This window comes from Youngimonas ophiurae (nom. illeg.), from assembly GCF_049803795.1.
In the GTDB taxonomy this organism is placed as follows: Bacteria; Pseudomonadota; Alphaproteobacteria; order Rhodobacterales; family Rhodobacteraceae; genus Thalassobius.
In genome coordinates, this window is the sequence record NZ_JBNAGJ010000001.1 from 722,236 (window position 1) to 742,553 (window position 20,318).

A 20,318-nucleotide genomic window follows, 5' to 3' on the forward strand; every position below is an offset into this window, starting at 1 on the left:
TGTGCTTTCTCCTTACTTCACGGCGTAGGGCAGCAGGGCCAGGAAACGGGCGCGTTTGATGGCACGGGCCAGTTCACGCTGTTTCTTGGCGGACACTGCGGTGATGCGCGAGGGCACGATTTTGCCGCGCTCAGAGATGTAGCGTTGCAGCAGTTTGGTGTCTTTGTAGTCGATCTTCGGCGCGTTGTCGCCCGAGAAGGGGCAGACCTTGCGACGGCGGAAAAACGGTTTAGCAGCCATGACTTATCGTCCTTTCCTCAAGCTGATCACGAACGACGTTCACGACGGTTGTCGCGTTCGTCACGTTTCTGCATCTGGACCGAGGGGCCATCTTCGTGGGCGTCGACCTTCAGGGTCAGCACGCGCATCACGTCATCATGCAGGCGCATCAGGCGTTCCATTTCCTGCACGGCATCGACGGGGGCGTCGGTTTTCAGCAGGGCATAGTGGCCTTTGCGGTTCTTGTTGATCTTGTAGGCCATCGTCTTGACACCCCAGTACTCGCTGTTGACGACTTTGCCGCCGTTATCAGCCAGAACGGTACCGAAATGTTCGATGAGGCTTTCAGCTTGCGCGTTGGACAGATCCTGGCGCGAGATGAAGACATGCTCGTAAAGCGGCATGTTTACTCCTGTTCATTTTCAGGCGCATTTCATAGGAGGGCTGATCCTTTCGCGACCCTCCACGAGAGACTGCGCGGTTCATGTAAAACTGCGAAAGGAGCTGCGCGTATACGACGGTTTCGCCCCTGGCGCAAGGCTGCAATCCCCCGTGTCGGAATCGCTGCGAAATCGGCGGGAATTTCCCCCAAACCCGCCCCATTCCTGCCGTTTTGGGGCGGCAGTTTCAATTTTTAATCAAAGTACACAGATTTGGCCATCCGGCAGGGGGAACAGATGCGGGGGAAAGACATGACGAAAACCGCCCATCCGCCCATCGTGCGGGCCGCTTTGATCCGTTCCGCGGTTCCGGTTTCGCCCGGTCACGATGTCACGCGGGCGACGATGCGGTTTTTTGGCGTGGTTCTGGGCATGGCGGCGGCTGGGCTGTGGCTGGTGCCGGGCGCGTTCGAGGACGGATCCGAAATGCTGGTGCGTCTGGTCATATCCGTGCTGTTCATGGGGATCGCTCTGGGCCTGTGGGGCGCGGGGCGCGCAGGGCGGTATGATGAGGAATTCCAGCTCGATTTTTCGAACGGGCGGCTGAGCCATCTGTACCGCGGCCCTGACGGGATCGCGCGGGTGGCCGGGCACTATTGCTTTGACGATCTTGAGGATATCAGCCTGAATCAGGGGGTTCTTCAGGCCCGTCTGGCGGGGGGGCAGGATATTTTGCGCGTGGTTGTCGGCCATCAGATCGAGGCGCAGATTGCGGAAAAATTCACCAGTTTGCGGCTGGCGCGGGCGGTCTGAACGGGGGCTTGCCGCGGGGCTTTCTGTTCTTCTGCTCACAACGGGTGTGAATCTGTGCGGGATTGCCGCGTCGCGGCGGCTTGGGCGATCCTAGGCTATCCGACCAACGGCCCAACAAGGAGAGCCTTGATGAAAACCACCGCCCTCACCGCCGCTCTGGCTGCTGCGCTTTTCAGTGCGAATATTGCTGCGGCAGACGCTGAAAAATACGTGCTGGATTCCAGCCACAGCCAGATCATCTATTCCTATAACCACCTGGGCTACTCGACCACCTACGGGATGTATTCGGGTTTCGAAGGCGAGATCATGTTCGATCAGGAAAACCCCGCCGCCTCGTCCGTGACCGTGTCCTTCCCGGTCAAATCCATGCTGACCGGCTGGGAAAAGCGTCTGGGCCACTTCATGTCGCCCGATTTCTTTGATGCAGAGGCTAACCCCGATGTGACCTTTGCCTCGACCGGGATCGAGGTTACCGGCGAGAGCACCGCGCTGATCACCGGCGATCTGACGATGAACGGGATCACCAAATCGGTTGTTCTGGATGCCAAGCTGAACCAGATGGGCGATCATCCGATGGCCGGGAAACCCTGGGCCGGTTTCGATGCCACCACCACCGTGGTGCGTTCGGAGTTCGATCTGGGCAAATTCGCCCCCTATGTCAGCGACGAAGTGCAGCTGATGATCTCGATTGAGGCGATGAAAGCCGAATAAACGCGCCCTGCAAGAGCGCCGAAGCCGCCGGTCATTCTGCCGGCGGCTTTTTCGTGCGCAATTAGGGGGCTGTCCGGGTCGCGGTCAGATCAAAGCTGATGCCGACGCCGAACGCCAAAGAGCCCTCATCCGTCATGCCCGTGCCGATCTGGAAATCGCGCCGGTCGGTCTGCGTGCTGCCTTGGGCGGTTGCGGTGTCGGCCTCCAGCGTCAGATCGAAGGGCAGGGACAGCGGCACGGAATGGCCCTTGATCGTCAGCGTCCCGTCGGCGACATAGCCCTGATCCGCCGCCACGATGTCGGCCTCAAACCGGGCCGTCGGGAAGCCCTGCGCATCGAAGTAATCCGGCCCCATGGCCTGCTGTGTCACCGTCCCCAGCCGAAGCGAGGCAATCGCGACGGCCACGCTTACCTGGCCTTTGATCGGGCCGTCGGCCTTTGGGTCAAAGGTGATGGCGGCGGTCCAGTCGCTGAAGGCCCCGGTCACCGTGCTGCCCATCTGCTGAACCGAAATATTCAGGCTGCCCTGACGCACATGCCAGTCGCTGGCGGCGGTCTGTAGGGGCGCGGCGGCCGGAGCCTGGCTGGCTTGTGCTGGGCTGTCCTGGCGGGGCTGAATGCCGCTCGCTCCCCAAGCGCCCAAAGCGACCGCGCCCCAGATGGCGACCGCCCCCAGAACCGGCAGTGCCGGCACATGAGATTTGGCATCGGGCAGGGCGCTGGCCACGCCTTTTGTCATCCGGGCAAGCGTCAGATCCCGGTCGATGATCTGATGTTTCACCGCGCCGGCAATATGCAGCAGCAGCGCGCCGATCAGCACTTTGGCCGAAATCTCGTGCACCCCCGAGAAAAACAGCGCCACGCTTTCGGATTTCGGCACGAAGGGCAGGGACTGTCCGATGCCCCAGATCGGCGCGAACCCCGTGGTGGCCGCATGGTGCACCCAGCCCGACAGCGGCACGATCACAATAGCGCCGTACAGGGCAAAATGCACCAGCTCGCCCAGCAAGGTCTCAAGCCGGCGCTCTGGGTGCAGCGGGGCCGGGCGCGGCTGGGAGAATGCCCATAAAATGCGTAGCAAGGCCACAAAAAACGTCACAACGCCCAGAGTTTTATGTATGGAAAATAAAAGCTTGACCTGGGTGAAATCCTCGGGCGCGGGGGTGGCGCCGGGCGCGTTGATCGCGTGGGCCAGGTTTTCCGCGATAAATCCCAGCGGGATCATGGCCAGGATCAGGGCCGCGGTCAGCCAATGCAGGCCCCGCGCCACCGGCCCATAGCTTTGAACGGTGTTATGCAATGTCATGTCTGTCCTCGAACGTCGTTTGGCCAAAAATAGCCGCAGATGGGCGCGCGCTCTACCTGCATGAGTGCACAAGGGCTCTGCAAGGACAAGCAGATGGCTGTTTTACTTGTGGTCAACCTAAGAGGCGGCTACACCGGCTACGCCAATTCGGCAAACACGCATAATGGGACGAGGATAACCATGACCACTGCTTTCGTTTTCCCTGGTCAGGGGGCACAGACCATCGGTATGGGCAAGGCCCTGGCCGATGCCTATCCTGCGGCAAAGGCCGTCTTCGAAGAAGTGGACGAGGCGCTGGGTGAAAGCCTGAGCACGCTGATCTGGGAGGGCGAGCAGGACCAGCTGACCCTGACGCAAAACGCTCAGCCTGCGCTGATGGCGACCTCGCTGGCGGCGCTGCGGGCGCTGGAATCCGAGGGGCTGGTGCTGGCTCAGAAGGCCAGTCATGTGGCGGGGCACTCGTTGGGGGAATATTCCGCGCTGGCGGCGGCTGGCGCGCTGAGCATCTCGGATGCCGCCCGTCTGCTGCGCACCCGTGGCCGCGCCATGCAAGAGGCCGTGCCGGTGGGCGTGGGCGCGATGGCGGCGCTGCTGGGGCTGGATTTCCAGACCGCTCAGGATGTGGCTGCCGCCGCCGCCGAGGGCGACGTATGCCAGGCCGCCAATGACAACGATCCCGCGCAGGTGGTGGTGTCGGGCCACAAGGCCGCCGTGGAACGCGCGGTCGCGCTGGCCAAGGAAAAGGGCGCCAAACGCGCCGTGATGCTGCCCGTCAGCGCGCCTTTCCATTGCGAATTGATGCAGCCCGCCGCCCAGGTCATGGCCGAGGCGCTGAGCCACGTGGACATCAGCCGACCCGTGGTGCCGCTGGTTGCCAATGTCGTGGCCGAGGCGGTCGATGATCCGGCCACCATCCGCTCGCTTCTGGTGGATCAGGTGACGGGTTCGGTGCGCTGGCGCGAAAGCGTGATGTTCATGGCCGAAGAAGGCGTGACCGAGGTTTGGGAAATCGGCGCAGGCAAGGCCCTGTCCGGAATGATCCGCCGGATTGACCGCTCGATCGGGTGTTCGGCCATCGGCACGCCCGAAGATGTGGCCAAGGTTTTGAACGGCTAAGCCGTCAGGAAAGGAAGATAAATGTTTGATCTGACAGGTAAATGCGCGCTGGTGACTGGCGCATCGGGCGGGATTGGCGGACAGATCGCCAAGGCCCTTTATGCCGCTGGCGCCACCGTCGGGCTAAGCGGCACGCGGGTGGAACCGCTGGAGGCTCTGGCCGCCGAACTGGGCGAGCGCGCCCATGTTCTGCCCTGCAATCTCTCGGACCCCGAGGCCGTGGACGCGCTGCCCAAACAGGCGCTGGCGGCAATGGGTGCTGTCGATATTCTGGTGAATAACGCAGGCATCACGCGCGATCAGATTTTCATGCGCATGTCGGATGAGGAATGGCAGTCGGTGATCGACGTGAACCTGACCGCCACCATGCGCCTGTGCCGTGGCGTGATGCGCCCGATGATGAAGGCGCGCTGGGGCCGGATTATCAACATCAGCTCGATCGTGGGGGCCACCGGCAACCCCGGCCAGGTGAACTATGCGGCGTCCAAGGCGGGCATGGTCGGCCTGACCAAATCCATCGCCTATGAGGTCGCCAGTCGCGGCATCACCGCCAATGCCGTTGCGCCCGGTTTCATCGCCACCGCGATGACCGATAAGCTGACCGACGATCAGAAGGCCAAGATCAACACGCAGATCCCCGCCGCGCGCATGGGCACCCCCGAAGAGATCGCCGCCGCCGTTCTGTACCTGGCCAGCCCCGAGGCCGGCTATGTCACCGGCACCACGCTGCACGTTAACGGCGGCATGGCGATGCTGTGATTCCCTTTTTGGGGAAGCGGCCGGGGCCAGCACCGGTACTGCGCCGGTCTTGAATTTGCCGGTCTTGAATTTGCCCGTCTTGGCCGGGCCGGACGATGGCCCCCCAAGGCGGGCTTTGGATCGTCAGATTGCGATAAATCGCATCTGATCTGCCTGAGCGCGGTGAAAGCATTTGCCTCGTGCCCGCCATGTGTTATAGGCCACGCAGATTTTCCGGGGGCGCTGCGCTGCCGGACTTCCCGCTTGCGGGATGACGAGCCGCCCGCTACACCGGGCACAAGAGAGAAGCCATCCCCGCGGGCGAGGGCGGAGAACCGGGCCATCAGGCCCAACAAAGCTATGAGGACTTTGATATGAGCGATATCGCAGACCGCGTGAAAAAGATCGTTGTGGAACACCTGGGTGTGGAAGAGGACAAGGTTGCCGAAAACGCCTCGTTCATCGACGATCTGGGCGCGGACAGCCTGGACACCGTTGAACTGGTGATGGCCTTTGAAGAAGAATTCGGTATCGAAATCCCCGATGACGCCGCCGAAACCATCCAGACCTTCGGCGACGCGGTGAAATTCATCACCGAAGCGTCCTGATCGAGATATCCTCAGGGATTATTTCCGATAACGGCGTCCTCCGGGGCGCCGTTTTCTTTGCCGGCGTGCAGTTTGCGATTCAGGCGCACCAGATGCAGCAGTTCCTGCCTTGGCAGCGCCCGTTTGAAGGCCACCCCCATACATTGTGCGTTTCGCCAGATGATTCGGCCCGACGTTGCCCAGTGATGTGATTGCACTGTGCAAGTGTTAAGGGCCAGGGGAACGGGGGAATCCAGACAGACTTTGGCGCCCAGCTGACTGATGTCGCACATCCGGCCCCGGCGGGCCGCGTGGCGATCCCCGGTGGCGGTGGTCTCGATGAACGTGACAGTGCAGCTGAGAGCGCAAGGCAGCCTGCGCGCACGTCTGTGCCTGCGCTTGGTGCGAAACCGCATCGCCACAGAGCCCCCGGCCAGGGCGGCCATCAGCCCGAAAACCGCAAAGCTGATCACCGCCGCATTGGGAGGGAAAAACAGGCTGTTGCCGCTGGAGTTTTCAGCCCCAAGCGGCGTGCTGTCGCCCAGCCCGGCCAGGGCCGTTTTGGGCCGCCAGTTCTGATCGGAAGCGCAGCGCATCCCCGGAACAAGCTTTTGCATGCGCGAAGAGAATTCCTGTACTTTCCGCTCCAGACGAGGGGGGAACCGTGTGGTGCCGCCCCACAGCAGCTGCGATTCCACCAGCGAATTCTGTGTGCGCAGAAACCCGACGATATCGTTCCCGTGTTTCGCCAGCCCCGCCGTGCGCAGCCGCGTACCCAGTTGCGAGACGGGATATTGATCCAGCGCCCGCCTAAGTTGCTTGGCCGCTTTTTCGGCCTTTGGGCCATTCCGCTCTTTTTCAAATACCTTGGCCAGATGGTGCGTCTGGACCAGCCAATCCTGCGTTTCACACTCTTCCGCGACCGATTGCGAATTCGAAAACAAAAGAAACATCAGGCCAAGCATAAACTGCAAGAACCTTTGGTGCATCTTGGTTATCCTCCCTGAGCGATCACCATCGCACATGTTCCTTAACAAGGAATTACGCCCCAAGGGCCGCGCAAATCCTTGCGACAAGGCGCGGATGGGGGCGCGTGCTCTTGCCCCTGAGGTAGATTGCAGGGTATGAGCGGGGAAAGACTGCTGAGGAAGGGCATATTAAGATGCGTCGTGTCGTCGTTACTGGGCTTGGACTGGTTACTCCGCTTGCCTGCGGGGTCGAGGAAACGTGGAGCCGTCTGCTGGCCGGAGAATCCGGAGCGGGGCCCATTACCCGTTTCGACGCCAGCAATCTGGGCACGAATTATGCCTGCGAGCTGCCGCTGGGCGATGGGACGGACGGAACATTCAACGCCGATGACTGGATGGCCCCCAAGGAACGCCGCAAGGTGGATGATTTCATCCTGTATGGCTATGCCGCTGCCACCCAGGCCGTCGAGGATTCGGGCTGGATGCCCGAGGACGAGGCCAGCCGCGAACGCACCGGCGTGATGATCGGCTCGGGCATCGGCGGGTTGCAGTCGATCGAGGAGGGCTCGATCACGTTGAAGGAAAAAGGCCCGCGCCGGATCTCGCCCTTCTTTATTCCGGGGGCGCTGATCAATCTGATCTCGGGGCAGGTCAGCATCAAATACGGCTTCAAGGGGCCCAACCATGCGGTTGTGACGGCTTGCTCCACCGGGGCGCACGCGATTGGCGATGCCGCGCGTCTGATCCAATGGGGCGATGCGGATGTGATGCTGGCGGGCGGCGCGGAATCGGCGATCACCCCGCTGGGCATCGCAGGGTTCAACGCGTGCAAGGCGCTGTCCACCAAACGCAGCGACGATCCCAAGGCAGCCAGCCGCCCCTATGACGCGGACCGCGACGGGTTCGTGATGGGCGAGGGCGCGGGGGTTGTCGTGCTGGAGGAATACGAACACGCCAAGGCGCGCGGTGCCAAGATTTACGCCGAGGTTCTGGGCTATGGCCTGTCGGGCGATGCCTATCACATCACCGCCCCATCCGAGGATGGCGATGGCGGTTTCCGCTCGATGACGGCGGCGCTGAAACGCGCGGGGATCACCGCCGATCAGGTGGATTACATCAACGCGCACGGCACCAGCACCATGGCCGACGTGATCGAACTGGCCGCAGTGGAGCGCCTGCTGGGCGATGCGGCGGGTAAGGCGACCATGTCCTCGACGAAATCGGCCACGGGGCACCTGCTGGGCGCGGCTGGCGCGATCGAGGGGATTTTCTCGATCCTGGCGATCCGCGATCAGGTGGCCCCGCCGACGATCAACCTGGACAACCCGGCCGTGGAAACGCCGATTGATCTGGCCCCGAATGCCAAACGCGAGCGCGAGATCAAGATCGCGCTGTCCAACAGCTTTGGGTTTGGCGGCACCAACGCCAGCGTTCTGTTCGGGAAAGTCGACTAAATGTGGCGTGCCATCGCGTCCAACGCGCTGACGATGCTGATCGTGGCGCTGTTCCTGCTGGGCGGGATCATTCTGTGGGGCAAGCGGGAATATCAAACCGCAGGGCCTCTGGATGGCGCGATCTGTTTGCGCGTCGAGGGGGGGAGCAACTTTAAGAAGGTTAGCCAAACCCTTGAAAACCAAGGCGCTGTGTCCAGTGGGATGATCCTGCGTCTGGGCGCGGATTACGCCGGTAAGGCCAGCCAGCTGAAGGCGGGCAGCTTCCTTGTGCCCGCCGGAGCCTCGATGGAGGAAATCGTCGATATCGTCACGCGTGGCGGGGCCTCGACCTGCGGCACCGAGGTGGTGTATCGCATCGGCGTAACGCGCTCGGGCGTGGTGGTGCGGGAACTGGATCCGGCCACGAACCGCTATGTCGAAAAGGCCAGTTTCGACCCGGCAACCGAGCAAACCCCAGCCGATTTCACCAAGGTGCGCGGCCAGTCCGACACACGGTATCGCATTGCCCTGGCCGAGGGCGTGACCAGCTGGCAGATCGTTGAGGCTCTGAAAGGGATCGACGTTCTGGAGGGCGAGGTAGAGGTGCCCGCCGAGGGCGTCCTGGCCCCTGACAGCTATGAGGTGCGGGTGGGGGACACGCGGGGCTCGGTGCTGGAACGGATGCAGGAAAAACAGGCGATCTACCTGCAAGAGGCCTGGACAAACCGCGTAGACGGGTTGCCGCTGGCCAGTATGCAAGAGGCGCTGATCCTGGCCTCGATCATCGAAAAGGAAACCGGCGTCGCAGAGGAACGGCGCACGGTGGCCAGCGTGTTCATCAACCGGCTGAACCGCGGGATGCGCCTGCAAACGGACCCCACCGTGATCTATGGTATCACCAAGGGGCAGGGCGTGCTGGGGCGCGGATTGCGCCGCAGCGAGCTGCGCGGGGAAACCCCTTGGAACACTTACGTTATTGACGGGCTGCCGCCCACGCCGATTGCCAATCCGGGCCGCGCCAGTATTCAGGCGGCTTTGGATCCGGCCAACACGAACTATGTGTTCTTTGTGGCCGATGGATCCGGCGGGCACGCCTTTGCGGAAACGCTGGAAGAGCATAACCGCAATGTCGCCAAATGGCGCCAGATCGAAGCGGAACGCGCCAATCAGTAAAGCCAGAGCGCCCCTTGATTTCAGGGGGCGTTTTTCGGTGTGCCATGCTGCGGGCGGTCTTGGGGGCTGCGGATAAAAATACGGCGCGCCATCAATGAGGCGCGCCGGACAGGCAAAGCGAGGCGTTCAGCCTTAGGCATTCCAGGGCTTGTCTTCGCCGCCCAGGCCGCCAATCTGCACACGGGTCGGCAGGCCGATCCGGTCCAGAATGGTAAAGAACGGCTTGGGGTCCATCTCTTCGACGTTTTTCATGGTCCTGGCATCCCATTCCCCATTGGCCACCAGCATGGCGGCAGCCACGGGCGGCACGCCGGCGGTGTAGGAAATCCCCTGAGAGCCGACCTCGTTATAGGCGTCCTTGTGATCGGCGACATTATAGACGAAGACCTCGAAATCCTGGCCGTCCTTGGTGCCTTTCACCAGATCGCCGATGCAGGTTTTGCCAGTGTACCCAGGCGCCAGAGAGGCAGGGTCGGGCAGCACGGCTTTCACCACTTTCAGCGGAATGACCTCTTGGCCCTCGGCGGTGGTGACGGGCTGTTCAGACAAAAGCCCCAGCGATTTCAATACGGTAAAGACGTTGATATAGTGATCGCCAAAGCCCATCCAGAACCGCACATCCGCATGAGGATAGTTAACTGCCAGGCTGTGCACCTCGTCATGGCCAGACATATAGGCCTGGCTGGGGCCAACGACCGGCAGATCCCAAAGCTTGCCCACCTCGAACATCTTGTTTTCCTGCCAGGCGCCGTTCTGCCAGGAATAAACAGTGCCGGTGAATTCGCGGAAGTTGATTTCCGGGTCGAAGTTGGTGGCAAAGTATTTGCCGTGATTGCCCGCGTTGATATCCACGATGTCGATGGATTTTACCTCGTCCATCATGTCGATGGCGAAACGTGCATAGGCATTCACCATGCCCGGATCAAAGCCCGCGCCCAGAATGGCGGTGATGCCTTTTTCGGCGCATAGGTCACGCTTTTTCCATTCGTAATTGGCGTACCAGGGCGGGGTTTCGCAGATCTTGGCCGGGTCTTCGTGGATGGCGGTGTCGATATAGGCCGCGCCGGTTTCGATACAGGCGTCCAGCACGGTCATATTCACAAAGGCCGAGCCCACGTTGATCACGATCTGCGCGCCGGTGCTGCGGATCAGGGCAGCCACGGCGGCGCTGTCCATCGCGTCCACCTGATGCGCGGCCAGAACGCCCTCTGTCTTCATTGCGTCCTTTTCGCGGACGGACTCAAGGATCGCTTCGCATTTCGCAAGCGTCCGGCTGGCGATGTGAATATCGCCAAGCACATCGTTGTTTTGTGCGCATTTATGCGCTACGACCTGAGCGACGCCACCAGCGCCGATGATGAGAACGTTCTTTTTCAACGGTCGGAACCCCCTTTGGTTCTGGGATGGATGGCCCTTAGGACAGGGCCGAGGAAAAGTCTTCGTAGCTGAACTGGCGCTGCACGGTGATGGTGCCGTCCAGTTCACGGATGGCAATAGCGGGCATGGCCACGCCGTTGAACCAGTTTTTCTTGACCATAGTATAGCCGGCGGCGTCGTCGATGGTGACGCGATCCCCGATATGCAGGGGCTGATCAAAGCGCGCATCCCCGAAAATGTCGCCCGCCAGGCAGGTTTTGCCGGCGATCTGGTATTCATGGGGGCCGGTCTGGGGCAGTTTGGCGGTTTCGCGGTAGATCAGCAAGTCCAGCATGTGGGCCTCGATGCTGCTGTCGACGATGGCGACTTTCTTGCCGTTGTCGATGATGTCCAGAACGGTGGTTTCCAGCGTGGTGGAATTGGTGATCGTGGCCTCGCCCGGTTCCAGGTAGACCTGCACGCCCAACGTATCGCTGAAGGATTTCAGCCGGTCGGACAGGCGATTCAGCGGATAGCCCTGGCCGGTGAAATGAATGCCGCCGCCCAGGCTGATCCAGTCCAGACGTTTGAGGAAGGGGCCGAATTCTGTCTCGATGCGGGTCAGCTGATCGGAAAAGAGATCGAAATCGCTGTTTTCGCAATTATAGTGGATCATCACGCCATTGATGCGGCTGGCGGCCTGTTCCAGCCGGTCCATATCCCATTCGCCCAGCCGCGAGAACGGGCGGGCGGGATCGGCCAGATCGAACCCGCTGGTGGAAAAGCGCGGGTTCAGGCGCAGGCCGGTGGGTTTGTCGGTACGGTCCGCGAAACGGTCCAGCTGACCTAGAGAGTTGAAGATCAGCTTGTCGGCCAGCGCGGCGGCCTGATCTATTTCATGGTCGGCCCAGCCGACTGAATACCCGTGGGTTTCCTTGCCGAATTTTTCGGCCCCCAGGCGCAGCTCATGGAGCGACGACGAGGTGGTGCCATCCATATAGTCGCGCATGAAATCGAAAAGCCCCCAGGTGGAGAAACATTTGAGCGCCAGCAGAGCCTTGGCGCCAGAGGTTTCGCGCAGGTGGGCGATCTTTTCCAGGTTCGGCAGCAGGCGCGCCTTGTCGATCAGGTAATAGGGGGTTTGCAGCATCGGCGGGGTCCAGTTCAGGGCAAAACGCGGAGCCTTTGGGGCGGTGGATTTCCCTTAAGGCCGAGGCGGGGTTGACGCAAATGTTTTTTGCGGGGTGGTTGGGGGGACAGGGGGCGCTGCCCCCCGCGCCTGGCGGCGCGTCCCCCGGAGTTATTGCAGGAGCAAAGAAGGCGGGGCGTGCGGAGGGATGTTTTGTGGGGGTGCGTTAGGAAATTGGTAATGATTACGGGCGTTTGCGGATTGTTCTGGATTGACTCGGCGCGCGGTCCTGCGTAGTGTTTATGACATGCTAGAAGAAGTGGGTAAGCGGCCTTGGGGTGACCTGAGGGCCGCTTTTTCCGTTTCTCTCGTGCGGAGCAATCCTAAGCATGAGGCAGAGCGAGCACCGATGACATTGATCACGACAGACGACAGCGCCTTTCCGCTGAATGACAGCCTGAACGACATCAGGGACCAGTTGGAGACGCTAAGGGCTGATATGGCCGCCATGCAGGCAAGACTGAAGGACGGGGAAATCACGGCCGTGAAAGACGGCCAGAAAACCATGACCGAGATCCGCCAATGGTTGCGGATCGCCATTGATCTGGAGATAGAATTTGCCAAACGACAGCAGAAACAGGATGGGATCGTCGGATCCTATGCCCTTGACTTCGACGCGGCGCGGGATCGTATCCGGTGCCGCCTGGATCGCCTCCGCTCCTGCCGAGGTACAGGCCGAATTTCTGAATGAGATGGAGGAGGGAGAGCTTATGGCTCTCCCTTATTTGTTTGAGTTCTGGGCGATGGAGCACCAGATGCCGCCCGAAGGGGACTGGCGCAACTGGGTGATCATGGGCGGGCGCGGTGCGGGCAAGACGCGCGCCGGGGCCGAGTGGGTGCGGATGATGGTGGAAGGGTCCAAACCGCTGGATCCGGGGCGGGCCTCGCGGGTGGCGATTGTGGCTGAGACGCTGGATCAGGCCCGCGAGGTGATGGTGTTTGGCGAAAGTGGGATATTGGCCTGTTCGCCGCCTGATCGCAGGCCCAGCTGGATTGCCGGGCGCAAGGTGCTGCAATGGCCCAATGGGGCCGAGGCGCAGATTTTCTCGGCTCATGATCCCGAGGCGCTGCGTGGCCCGCAATTCGATGCGGCCTGGGTGGATGAGCTGGCCAAGTGGCCCAAGGCGCAGGACACCTGGGATATGCTGCAATTTGCGCTCAGGTTGGGGGATCATCCGCAGGTCTGCGCCACGACCACGCCGCGCAATGTGCCGGTGCTGAAGAAGATCTTGTCGCTAAGCTCGACTGTGGTGACGCACGCCCCGACCGAGGCGAACCGGGCCAATCTGGCAGACAGTTTCCTGGCCGAGGTGCAGGAACGATACGCGGGCACGCGGCTGGGCCGGCAGGAACTGGAGGGCATTCTGATCGACGACATCGACGGTGCTCTGTGGACGCATAAGGGGCTGGAGGGGCTGCGGGTGGAACATGCGCCCGATGTGGATCGGATCGTGGTGGCGGTGGATCCGCCGGTGACGGGGACTGCGGGCTCGGATGAATGCGGGATCATCGTGGCCGGGGTGCGGATGCGCGGGCCAGCCCAGGATTGGGAGGCGTTCGTGCTTGAGGATGCCTCGGTTCAGGGTGTGACGCCGATGGGCTGGGCCAAGGCGGCAATCAAGGCCGTCGAGGATTGGGGCGCGGACAAGCTGGTGGCCGAGGTCAACCAGGGCGGCGATATGGTTGAGGCCGTGGTGCGCCAGGTCGATCCGAACGTGCCCTTCAAGAAGGTGCACGCCAGCAAGGGCAAGGCCGCGCGGGCCGAGCCTGTGGCGGCTCTCTATGAGCAGGGCCGGGTGCATCACGTGCGGTCCCTGGGCGTGCTGGAGGATCAGATGTGCCAGATGTCGGTGCAGGGCTATCAGGGGAAGGGCAGCCCGGATCGCGTGGATGCGCTGGTTTGGGCATTGCACGAGCTGATTTTGGAAAGCCGCCCGCAGCGCCGCCCACAGCTGCGTTCGCTCTAGTTCACTTTTCTTAAACTTTTCAGATCAGGTTGCCTTTCAACGCCGACGGGTGCGGCAGCCAGAGGCAACAAGGAGCAAGGACAGAATGATTATGGACTTCTTCAAACGGGGGGCAGTGGATGAAGCGCCCGAAACCAAGGCCAGCGCGACCGGGCCGGTTGTGGCTTTTCAGGGCGCGGGCCGGGTGGCCTGGACGCCGCGGGACACGGTGTCGCTGACGCGGATCGGGTTCGCGGGCAATCCGGTGGGGTTCCGCTGCGTGAAACTGATCAGTGAGGCAGCCGCGTCGCTGCCGCTGATCCTGCAAGACCGCGTGCAGCGCTATGAGGTGCATCCGGTGATGGACCTGGTGCAGCGCCCCAACCCGGCGCAGGGCCGCGCGGAACTGTTCGAGGCGCTCTATGCGCAGATGCTGCTGACCGGGAACGGCTATATCGAGGCCGTGGGCGGTGAAGAGGGTGTCCCGCTGGAGCTGCATGTGCTGCGCTCGGACCGGATGTCGCTGGTGCCCGGGTCGGATGGCTGGCCGGTGGCGTATGATTACAGCGTGAACGGGCGCAAACATCGGTTTGACGTGTCCGGGGCGCTGTCTCAGATCTGCCATATCCGCAATTTCCACCCGCAGGACGACCATTACGGGTTCTCGCCCATGCAGGCGGCGGCGCAGGCGGTGGACGTGCATAACTCGGCCTCGCGCTGGTCCAAGGCGCTGCTGGACAATGCGGCGCGGCCCTCGGGGGCGATTGTCTATAAGGGCGCGGACGGGCAGGGCAGCCTGGCACCGGATCAGTATGACCGGCTGGTGAATGAAATGGAAAGCTACCACCAGGGCGCACGCAATGCCGGCCGGCCGATGCTGCTGGAGGGCGGTTTGGACTGGAAACCGATGGGTTTCAGCCCCAGCGACATGGAATTCCAGAAAACCAAGGAAAGCGCCGCGCGGGAAATCGCCCTGGCCTTTGGGGTGCCGCCGATGATGCTGGGCCTGCCGGGGGATGCGACCTATGCAAATTACCAAGAGGCCAACCGGGCGTTTTATCGCCTGACGGTGCTGCCTTTGGTGCAGAAGGTGACGGCGCGCGTGGCCGACTGGCTGTCGGGCTATGTAAGCGAGCGGCTGGACCTGCGGCCCGACCTGGATCAGATCGCCGCGCTGTCCTCGGAGCGCGAGGCGCAATGGCGCCGGGTTTCGGATGCCGATTTCCTGACCGATGCCGAAAAACGCCAGATGCTGGGCTTGCCCGCATTGGAGGACGGCCAGGATGCGGGATGAACGCGCGGGATTTGAACCGTTCGACTGCGCGCCGGCCCTGCGGCTGGAGGCGCATGAACGGGTCAGCAAACTGCATCAGGAGGCGTTCGAACGCCGCCTGGAGAAACTCGAAGAGATGATGGAGAAACTGGAAAAACGCCTGTGGCTGACGGTCTATGGCGTGGTGGGCACCATTCTGGCGCAGGCCTTCCAGTCGATCCTGACGGCGCAACCGTGAGAGCGAGGTAGGAATGGATACGGGACTGGAACACAAGTTCTGCCGACTGGGCGGGGACGATGTCTCTGTCGATGGCATGGTGATCGAGGGCTATGCCAGCCTGTTCGGTCAGACCGATCAGGGCGGCGATATCGTGAAGAAAGGCGCCTATGGCGGCTCTTTGAAGAAACTGATGCGAGCAGGGCGCAGCGTGAAAATGCTGTGGCAACACGATCCGGCCCAGCCCATCGGCGTGTGGGACGAACTGCGCGAGGATGACAAGGGGCTTTATGTAAAGGGCCGCCTGCTGGAAAGCGTGGAAAAGGGCCGCGAGGCCGCCGCGCTGATCGAGGCGGGCGCGATCGAGGGCCTGTCCATCGGGTATCGGACAAAACGGGCTGCCAAGACGGCTCAGGGCAAACGGATTTTGACGGAATTGGAGCTTTGGGAGGTGTCGCTGGTGACCTTCCCGATGCTGCCAAGCGCACGGGTTGCGGCCAAGTCGGACGACTGGGGCGATGACCTGATGCAAGAAGTGGTGGCGGCCTTGGATGGCGCGCGCCAGGAGATGGCGCGCAGCTAGCGGCCGAGCAGAAGGAAAAGTGGGATGACCATGACCGAGCAAGAGTCTCGGAACGGAGATGCTGTGTCTCCGGCCTCCGAGGTGAAGTCCGCAATCGCGGGTTTCGTAAATGAGTTCAAGGGCTTTCGGGCCAATATTGATGCAAAACTTCAACAGCAGGAAGAGCGACTGACCATGCTTGATCGTAAATCAATCACCCCGGCACGTCCGGTTCTGGCGACCTCGGCCGAGATCGAGGCCCCCCATCAGAAAGCCTTTGACGCCTATGTCCGTCACGGCGACGAAGACGCGCTGCGCGGCCTGCAACTGGAAGGCAAGGCCATGTCCACTGCCGTCAATTCCGACGGTGGCTATCTGGTCGATCCGCAGACCTCGGCCAGCATCCTCAGCGTGCTGAAATCCAGCGCCTCGCTGCGCCAGATCGCCAATGTGGTGAATGTCGAGGCGACCTCGTATGACGTGCTGGTGGACCACACCGACCTGGGCAACGGCTGGGCCGATGAGGCGACCGCCACCGCTGAAACCGGCACGCCTTCGATTGACCGCATCACCATCCCGCTGCACGAGCTGTCGGCCCTGCCCAAGGCCTCGCAGCGTCTGCTGGATGACAGTGCGTTCGACGTGGAAACCTGGCTGGCGGGCCGTATCGCCGATAAATTCGCCCGCGCCGAGGCCGCAGCCTTCATCAACGGGGACGGCATCGACAAACCCACCGGCATCCTGACCCACACCGCCGTCGATAATGACGTCTGGACCTGGGGTAACATCGGCTATGTGCCCACCGGCACCGATGGCGATTTTGGCTCGGCTGATGCGATCATTGATCTGGTTTACGCCCTGGGCGCGCAGTATCGCGCCAACGCGGCCTTCGTGATGAACAGCAAAACCGCGGGCGCGGTGCGCAAGCTGAAGGATGGCGATGGCCGCTTCTTGTGGTCGGACGGTCTGGCCGCAGGTGAACCCGCGCGCCTGATGGGATACCCGGTGCTGATCGCCGAGGACATGCCCGATATTGCCAGCGGTGCGGATGCGATTGCCTTTGGCGATTTCGGCGCGGGCTACACCGTGGCCGAGCGCCCCGACCTGCGCATTCTGCGCGATCCGTTCAGCGCCAAGCCCCACGTCCTGTTCTATGCCACCAAGCGCGTGGGCGGGGACGTGAGCGACTTTGCCGCGATCAAACTGCTGCGTTTCGCCATCTCGTAAGGGGCTGGTGATGGGGGCGGGCCATCCGGTCCGTCCCAGGGCGCGCGCCGTCGGAAGTGAGGCGTTGTCTAGCTGCTCCCTCCGTCCGAGCAACGCGGATGGCGCGCGCCTGACCCGATGGACGGGGACATGAAGATGCGGAGTTTTTCCATGATGTTAGTCGAAGAGACCCAGGTGCCTCAGGCGGCGCTGCCGGTCGCGGATTTCAAGTCTCATCTGCGGCTGGGCAGCGGTTTCGCCGAGGACAGCGTGCAGGATGCCGTCCTGGAAAGCTTCCTGCGGGCGGCGATGGCGGCGGTCGAGGCGCGCACCGGTAAGGTGCTGATCGAGCGCGAGTTTTCCTGGACATTGAGCCACTGGCGCGATGCCTCGGGGCAGATTTTGCCGGTGGCGCCGGTCAGTGCGATTGCCGAAATGGTGCTGGTGGATCGCGCGGGCGATGAAACGGCGATTGCGGCGGGGGCCTATCAGCTGCGCCCCGACCAGCAGCGGCCCCGGATCTGCCCGGTCGCCAGCCTGTTGCCGACGATCCCGACGAGGGGCTCGGTGCGGGTGCGGTTCCTGGCCGGCTATGGCCCGGACTGGTCCGATCTGCCGGCCGATCTGGCGCAGGCGGTGATGATGCTGGGCGCGCATTACTATGAATATCGCCACGAAACGGGCCTGTCGGGCCGCTGTATGCCCTTTGGCGTGACCAGCCTGCTGGAGCGTTACCGCACGGTGCGCGTTTTCGCCGGGAGAGCATCATGAAAGCCCCGCGCCTGAACAGGGCGCTGGCGCTGGAAGAGCCGGTTTCCGTCGCGGATGGCTCGGGGGGGTACACCCAGAGCTGGACCGTGCTGGGCCATCTGTGGGCCGAGGTATCGTTCCGCTCGGGGCGCGAAACCGAGGCAGGGGGCGGGGCGCGTTCGCTGGCGTCCTATCGGATCACGGTACGCGGCGCGCCGACAGGATCAACCATGCGCCCGCGCCCTGACCAGCGCTTTCGCGAAGGGGATCGCGTGTATCGCATTCTCTCGGTCGGGGAAAAAGACCCCGAGGGCCGGTTCCTGACCTGTATCGCACAAGAGGAGGCCGCAGCATGAGCTATGCAATGGCAGCCGCGCTGCAAGGCGCCGTTTATCAGGCCCTGCTGGCCGATGCGGGCGTTCAGGCGCTGGTGGGAACGGATGTGTTTGACGCGGTGCCCTCGGGCATTGTGCCGGACACTTACGTCAGCCTGGGGCCGGAACTGGTGCGGGATCGTTCGGACAAAACCAGCGCCGGGGCCGAGCATGAATTCACGGTGACGGTGTTCACCACCGAGGCGGGCTTTGCCCAGGCCAAGGACTGCGCGGCGGCGATCTGCGATGCGCTGGTGGATGCGGAACTGACCCTGAGCCGCGGCCACCTGGTGGCCCTGAATTTCTACAAGGCGCAGGCGTTGCGCGAACAGAAGGGCGCGGCCCGCAGGATCGACCTGAAATTCCGCGCTCGTGTCGAAGATAACTGAATTTTCCCAAAGGAGTGAGACATGGCTGCTCAGAATGGCAAGGATCTGTTGATCAAGGTGGACCTGACCGGGGACGGTTCGTTCGCCACTATTGCGGGGCTGCGCGCCACGCGGGTGAGTTTCAACGCCGAAAGCGTGGATGTCACCAGTCTGGAAAGCCAGGGAGGCTGGCGCGAATTGCTGGGGGGCGCGGGGGTGAAATCCGCGCAGATCTCGGGGTCGGGGGTGTTCAAGGACGCCAATACCGATGAACGCGCGCGGCAGATTTTCTTTGATGGGGAAACGCCCGATTTCCAGGTGATCATCCCCGATTTCGGCGTGGTCGAGGGCGCGTTCCAGATCACCTCGATCGAATATTCGGGCAGCCATAATGGCGAGGCGACCTATGAAATGGCCATGGCCTCGGCCGGGGCGCTGAGCTTCACGGCGGATAGCTAAGATGGCGAACCCCTGGGCAGGCGAGGTGGCGCTGGTCATGGACGGCAAACGCCGGGTGCTGAAGCTGACGCTGGGTGCCTTGGCCGAGCTGGAAACCGCGCTGGAAACCGAAACGCTGGTGGAACTGGTGGAGCGGTTCGAAGGGGGGCGGTTTTCATCGCGCGATGTGCTGCTGCTGCTGGCCGCAGGGCTGCGCGGCGGGGGCTGGGACGGTGAAACGGCCGAGCTGGCCCGCGCCGAGATCGAGGGCGGGCCGATGGCGGCGGCTCGGGTGGCGGCGGAATTGCTGGCCCGTGCCTTCACCGTTCCGGGCAGCGCGGCATGACCGGCTTTGACTGGCCCGCCCTGATGCGGGCGGGCCTTTACGGGCTGGGGCTGCAACCAGAGCAATTCTGGCGGCTGACCCCGGCGGAATTGCAGATCCTTCTGGGTGCGGGCACAGGCCATGCGCCTTTGGGACGGGCGCGTCTGGACGAGCTGCTGGCAGCTTACCCGGACCGAAATGGAGAGTTGGACGATGGCGGAAATTGACGGGCTGGACGGGCTTCAGGATCAGGTGGATGCGCTGGAGACCTCGTTGGGGACGGCGACGAACATGGCGGCCGGTTTCGAAAAGGAACTGCGCCGGGTGCAGGTCACGATGGGCGAAACCGCGCTGGATGTGGCGGCCCTGGAAAAAGGCATGAGCCGCGGCCTGCGCAAGGCTTTCGATGGGGTCATTCTGGATGGGATGAACCTGTCGGATGCGCTGCGCACGGTGGCGCAATCAATGATCAACACGGTGTATGCGGCGGCGGTCAAGCCGGTGACGGATCATCTGGGCACCACTCTGACGAATGTGATCACAGATATTTTGCCCTTCGCGAAGGGGGGATCGTTTTCGCAAGGACGGGTGATGCCCTTTGCCAACGGTGGGGTGGTCAGCGGGCCGACAACCTTTCCGATGCGCGGCGGCACTGGCCTGATGGGCGAGGCCGGACCCGAAGCGATCATGCCTCTGTCCCGGGGGGCGGATGGAAAACTGGGCGTCCGGATGCAGGGGCAGAGCGCGACCACGGTGGTGATGAATATCTCGACCCCGGATGTCGAAGGTTTCCGCCGGTCTCAATCGCAAATCGCAGCGCAGATGGGGCGTGCCCTGGGGCGCGGCCAGCGCATCCGCTGATCGGAGGGA

The 20,318-nt window shown here is 62.6% G+C and carries 26 protein-coding genes; 20 read left to right on the plus strand and 6 right to left on the minus strand.

Annotated features, from left to right (window positions below):
* Nucleotides 1-12: 12 nt before the first annotated feature.
* Nucleotides 13-240 carry a 30S ribosomal protein S18 gene (gene rpsR, locus ACP15O_RS03800; protein WP_008328567.1) on the minus strand — a complete coding sequence of 76 codons (228 nt, stop codon included), beginning with the start codon at nt 238-240 and terminating at the stop codon, nt 13-15.
* Nucleotides 241-266: 26 nt separating this feature from the next.
* Complete coding sequence (gene rpsF / locus ACP15O_RS03805) at nt 267-623, minus strand: 30S ribosomal protein S6 (protein WP_425094708.1); 357 nt, start codon at nt 621-623, stop codon at nt 267-269.
* Between the two features lie 288 nt (nt 624-911).
* Between rpsF and ACP15O_RS03810 the strand changes: the two genes are divergently transcribed.
* The gene (locus ACP15O_RS03810) at nt 912-1,412 is read left to right on the plus strand and encodes a hypothetical protein (protein WP_425094709.1); all 501 of its coding nucleotides are present in this window, start codon (nt 912-914) and stop codon (nt 1,410-1,412) included.
* Between the two features lie 129 nt (nt 1,413-1,541).
* On the plus strand, nt 1,542-2,123 hold the full coding sequence (locus ACP15O_RS03815; protein ID WP_425094710.1) for a YceI family protein: 582 nt from the start codon (nt 1,542-1,544) through the stop codon (nt 2,121-2,123).
* A gap of 61 nt (nt 2,124-2,184) precedes the next feature.
* On the opposite strand, the gene ACP15O_RS03820 is transcribed toward ACP15O_RS03815, so the two are convergent.
* Nucleotides 2,185-3,429 (minus strand): cytochrome b/b6 domain-containing protein, encoded by a 1,245-nt coding sequence (locus ACP15O_RS03820; protein ID WP_425094711.1) that lies wholly within the window; start codon nt 3,427-3,429, stop codon nt 2,185-2,187.
* A 180-nt stretch (nt 3,430-3,609) separates the two neighbouring features.
* Between ACP15O_RS03820 and fabD the strand changes: the two genes are divergently transcribed.
* The 3 genes from fabD to ACP15O_RS03835 all read left to right on the plus strand — a co-directional run bounded on the left by fabD (nt 3,610) and on the right by ACP15O_RS03835 (nt 5,891).
* Nucleotides 3,610-4,545, plus strand: coding sequence for an ACP S-malonyltransferase (gene fabD / locus ACP15O_RS03825; RefSeq protein WP_425094712.1), 936 nt, complete (start codon nt 3,610-3,612; stop codon nt 4,543-4,545).
* Between the two features lie 21 nt (nt 4,546-4,566).
* Nucleotides 4,567-5,304 (plus strand): 3-oxoacyl-[acyl-carrier-protein] reductase, encoded by a 738-nt coding sequence (fabG, locus tag ACP15O_RS03830; RefSeq protein ID WP_425094713.1) that lies wholly within the window; start codon nt 4,567-4,569, stop codon nt 5,302-5,304.
* A 353-nt stretch (nt 5,305-5,657) separates the two neighbouring features.
* Complete coding sequence (locus ACP15O_RS03835; protein ID WP_035247318.1) at nt 5,658-5,891, plus strand: acyl carrier protein; 234 nt, start codon at nt 5,658-5,660, stop codon at nt 5,889-5,891.
* Between the two features lie 11 nt (nt 5,892-5,902).
* On the opposite strand, the gene ACP15O_RS03840 is transcribed toward ACP15O_RS03835, so the two are convergent.
* Nucleotides 5,903-6,859: a PilZ domain-containing protein gene (locus ACP15O_RS03840; protein ID WP_425094714.1), complete on the minus strand. Its 957-nt coding sequence runs from the start codon at nt 6,857-6,859 to the stop codon at nt 5,903-5,905.
* 173 nt (nt 6,860-7,032) lie between these two features.
* Here ACP15O_RS03840 and fabF point away from each other — a divergent pair, with 173 nt between their 5' ends.
* Together fabF and mltG are read left to right on the plus strand one after the other, a co-directional pair.
* Nucleotides 7,033-8,292: a beta-ketoacyl-ACP synthase II gene (fabF, locus tag ACP15O_RS03845; RefSeq protein WP_425094715.1), complete on the plus strand. Its 1,260-nt coding sequence runs from the start codon at nt 7,033-7,035 to the stop codon at nt 8,290-8,292.
* The gene (mltG, locus tag ACP15O_RS03850; RefSeq protein WP_425094716.1) at nt 8,293-9,444 is read left to right on the plus strand and encodes an endolytic transglycosylase MltG; all 1,152 of its coding nucleotides are present in this window, start codon (nt 8,293-8,295) and stop codon (nt 9,442-9,444) included.
* A gap of 132 nt (nt 9,445-9,576) precedes the next feature.
* Here the strand turns inward: mltG and ACP15O_RS03855 are convergent, their stop codons facing one another.
* On the minus strand, nt 9,577-10,821 hold the full coding sequence (locus tag ACP15O_RS03855; protein WP_425094717.1) for a saccharopine dehydrogenase family protein: 1,245 nt from the start codon (nt 10,819-10,821) through the stop codon (nt 9,577-9,579).
* A 37-nt stretch (nt 10,822-10,858) separates the two neighbouring features.
* Complete coding sequence (locus ACP15O_RS03860) at nt 10,859-11,950, minus strand: carboxynorspermidine decarboxylase (protein ID WP_425094718.1); 1,092 nt, start codon at nt 11,948-11,950, stop codon at nt 10,859-10,861.
* A gap of 388 nt (nt 11,951-12,338) precedes the next feature.
* Between ACP15O_RS03860 and ACP15O_RS03865 the strand changes: the two genes are divergently transcribed.
* The 13 genes from ACP15O_RS03865 (at nt 12,339) to ACP15O_RS03925 (ending at nt 20,309) form a co-directional block, all read left to right on the plus strand.
* Nucleotides 12,339-12,680, plus strand: a complete 342-nt coding sequence (locus ACP15O_RS03865; RefSeq protein ID WP_425094719.1) for a hypothetical protein — start codon at nt 12,339-12,341, stop codon at nt 12,678-12,680.
* Nucleotides 12,589-13,956 carry a DNA-packaging protein gene (locus ACP15O_RS03870; RefSeq protein ID WP_425094721.1) on the plus strand — a complete coding sequence of 456 codons (1,368 nt, stop codon included), beginning with the start codon at nt 12,589-12,591 and terminating at the stop codon, nt 13,954-13,956. The genes ACP15O_RS03865 and ACP15O_RS03870 overlap by 92 nt, the downstream gene beginning before the upstream one ends.
* Before the next feature lie 85 nt (nt 13,957-14,041).
* Nucleotides 14,042-15,229 carry a phage portal protein gene (locus ACP15O_RS03875; RefSeq protein ID WP_425094722.1) on the plus strand — a complete coding sequence of 396 codons (1,188 nt, stop codon included), beginning with the start codon at nt 14,042-14,044 and terminating at the stop codon, nt 15,227-15,229.
* The gene (locus tag ACP15O_RS03880; RefSeq protein ID WP_425094723.1) at nt 15,219-15,446 is read left to right on the plus strand and encodes a GTA head formation protein, RCAP_rcc01685 family; all 228 of its coding nucleotides are present in this window, start codon (nt 15,219-15,221) and stop codon (nt 15,444-15,446) included. The genes ACP15O_RS03875 and ACP15O_RS03880 overlap by 11 nt, the downstream gene beginning before the upstream one ends.
* A 13-nt stretch (nt 15,447-15,459) precedes the next feature.
* The gene (locus ACP15O_RS03885; protein WP_425094724.1) at nt 15,460-16,008 is read left to right on the plus strand and encodes an HK97 family phage prohead protease; all 549 of its coding nucleotides are present in this window, start codon (nt 15,460-15,462) and stop codon (nt 16,006-16,008) included.
* 24 nt (nt 16,009-16,032) lie between these two features.
* Nucleotides 16,033-17,214 (plus strand): phage major capsid protein, encoded by a 1,182-nt coding sequence (locus tag ACP15O_RS03890; RefSeq protein ID WP_425094725.1) that lies wholly within the window; start codon nt 16,033-16,035, stop codon nt 17,212-17,214.
* 150 nt (nt 17,215-17,364) lie between these two features.
* Nucleotides 17,365-17,964 (plus strand): head-tail connector protein, encoded by a 600-nt coding sequence (locus ACP15O_RS03895; protein WP_425094726.1) that lies wholly within the window; start codon nt 17,365-17,367, stop codon nt 17,962-17,964.
* A complete protein-coding gene (locus tag ACP15O_RS03900) occupies nt 17,961-18,299 on the plus strand; it encodes a head-tail adaptor protein (protein ID WP_425094727.1) in 339 nt (112 codons plus the stop codon). The genes ACP15O_RS03895 and ACP15O_RS03900 overlap by 4 nt, the downstream gene beginning before the upstream one ends.
* On the plus strand, nt 18,296-18,706 hold the full coding sequence (locus ACP15O_RS03905) for a DUF3168 domain-containing protein (RefSeq protein WP_425094728.1): 411 nt from the start codon (nt 18,296-18,298) through the stop codon (nt 18,704-18,706). Before ACP15O_RS03900 ends, ACP15O_RS03905 begins: the two co-directional genes overlap by 4 nt.
* Before the next feature lie 21 nt (nt 18,707-18,727).
* Nucleotides 18,728-19,144: a phage major tail protein, TP901-1 family gene (locus ACP15O_RS03910; RefSeq protein WP_425094729.1), complete on the plus strand. Its 417-nt coding sequence runs from the start codon at nt 18,728-18,730 to the stop codon at nt 19,142-19,144.
* 1 nt (nt 19,145) lies between these two features.
* The gene (locus tag ACP15O_RS03915; RefSeq protein WP_425094730.1) at nt 19,146-19,469 is read left to right on the plus strand and encodes a gene transfer agent family protein; all 324 of its coding nucleotides are present in this window, start codon (nt 19,146-19,148) and stop codon (nt 19,467-19,469) included.
* Nucleotides 19,466-19,675 (plus strand): rcc01693 family protein, encoded by a 210-nt coding sequence (locus tag ACP15O_RS03920; RefSeq protein ID WP_425094731.1) that lies wholly within the window; start codon nt 19,466-19,468, stop codon nt 19,673-19,675. Before ACP15O_RS03915 ends, ACP15O_RS03920 begins: the two co-directional genes overlap by 4 nt.
* A complete protein-coding gene (locus tag ACP15O_RS03925) occupies nt 19,662-20,309 on the plus strand; it encodes a phage tail tape measure protein (RefSeq protein ID WP_425094732.1) in 648 nt (215 codons plus the stop codon). Before ACP15O_RS03920 ends, ACP15O_RS03925 begins: the two co-directional genes overlap by 14 nt.
* Nucleotides 20,310-20,318: the final 9 nt, after the last annotated feature.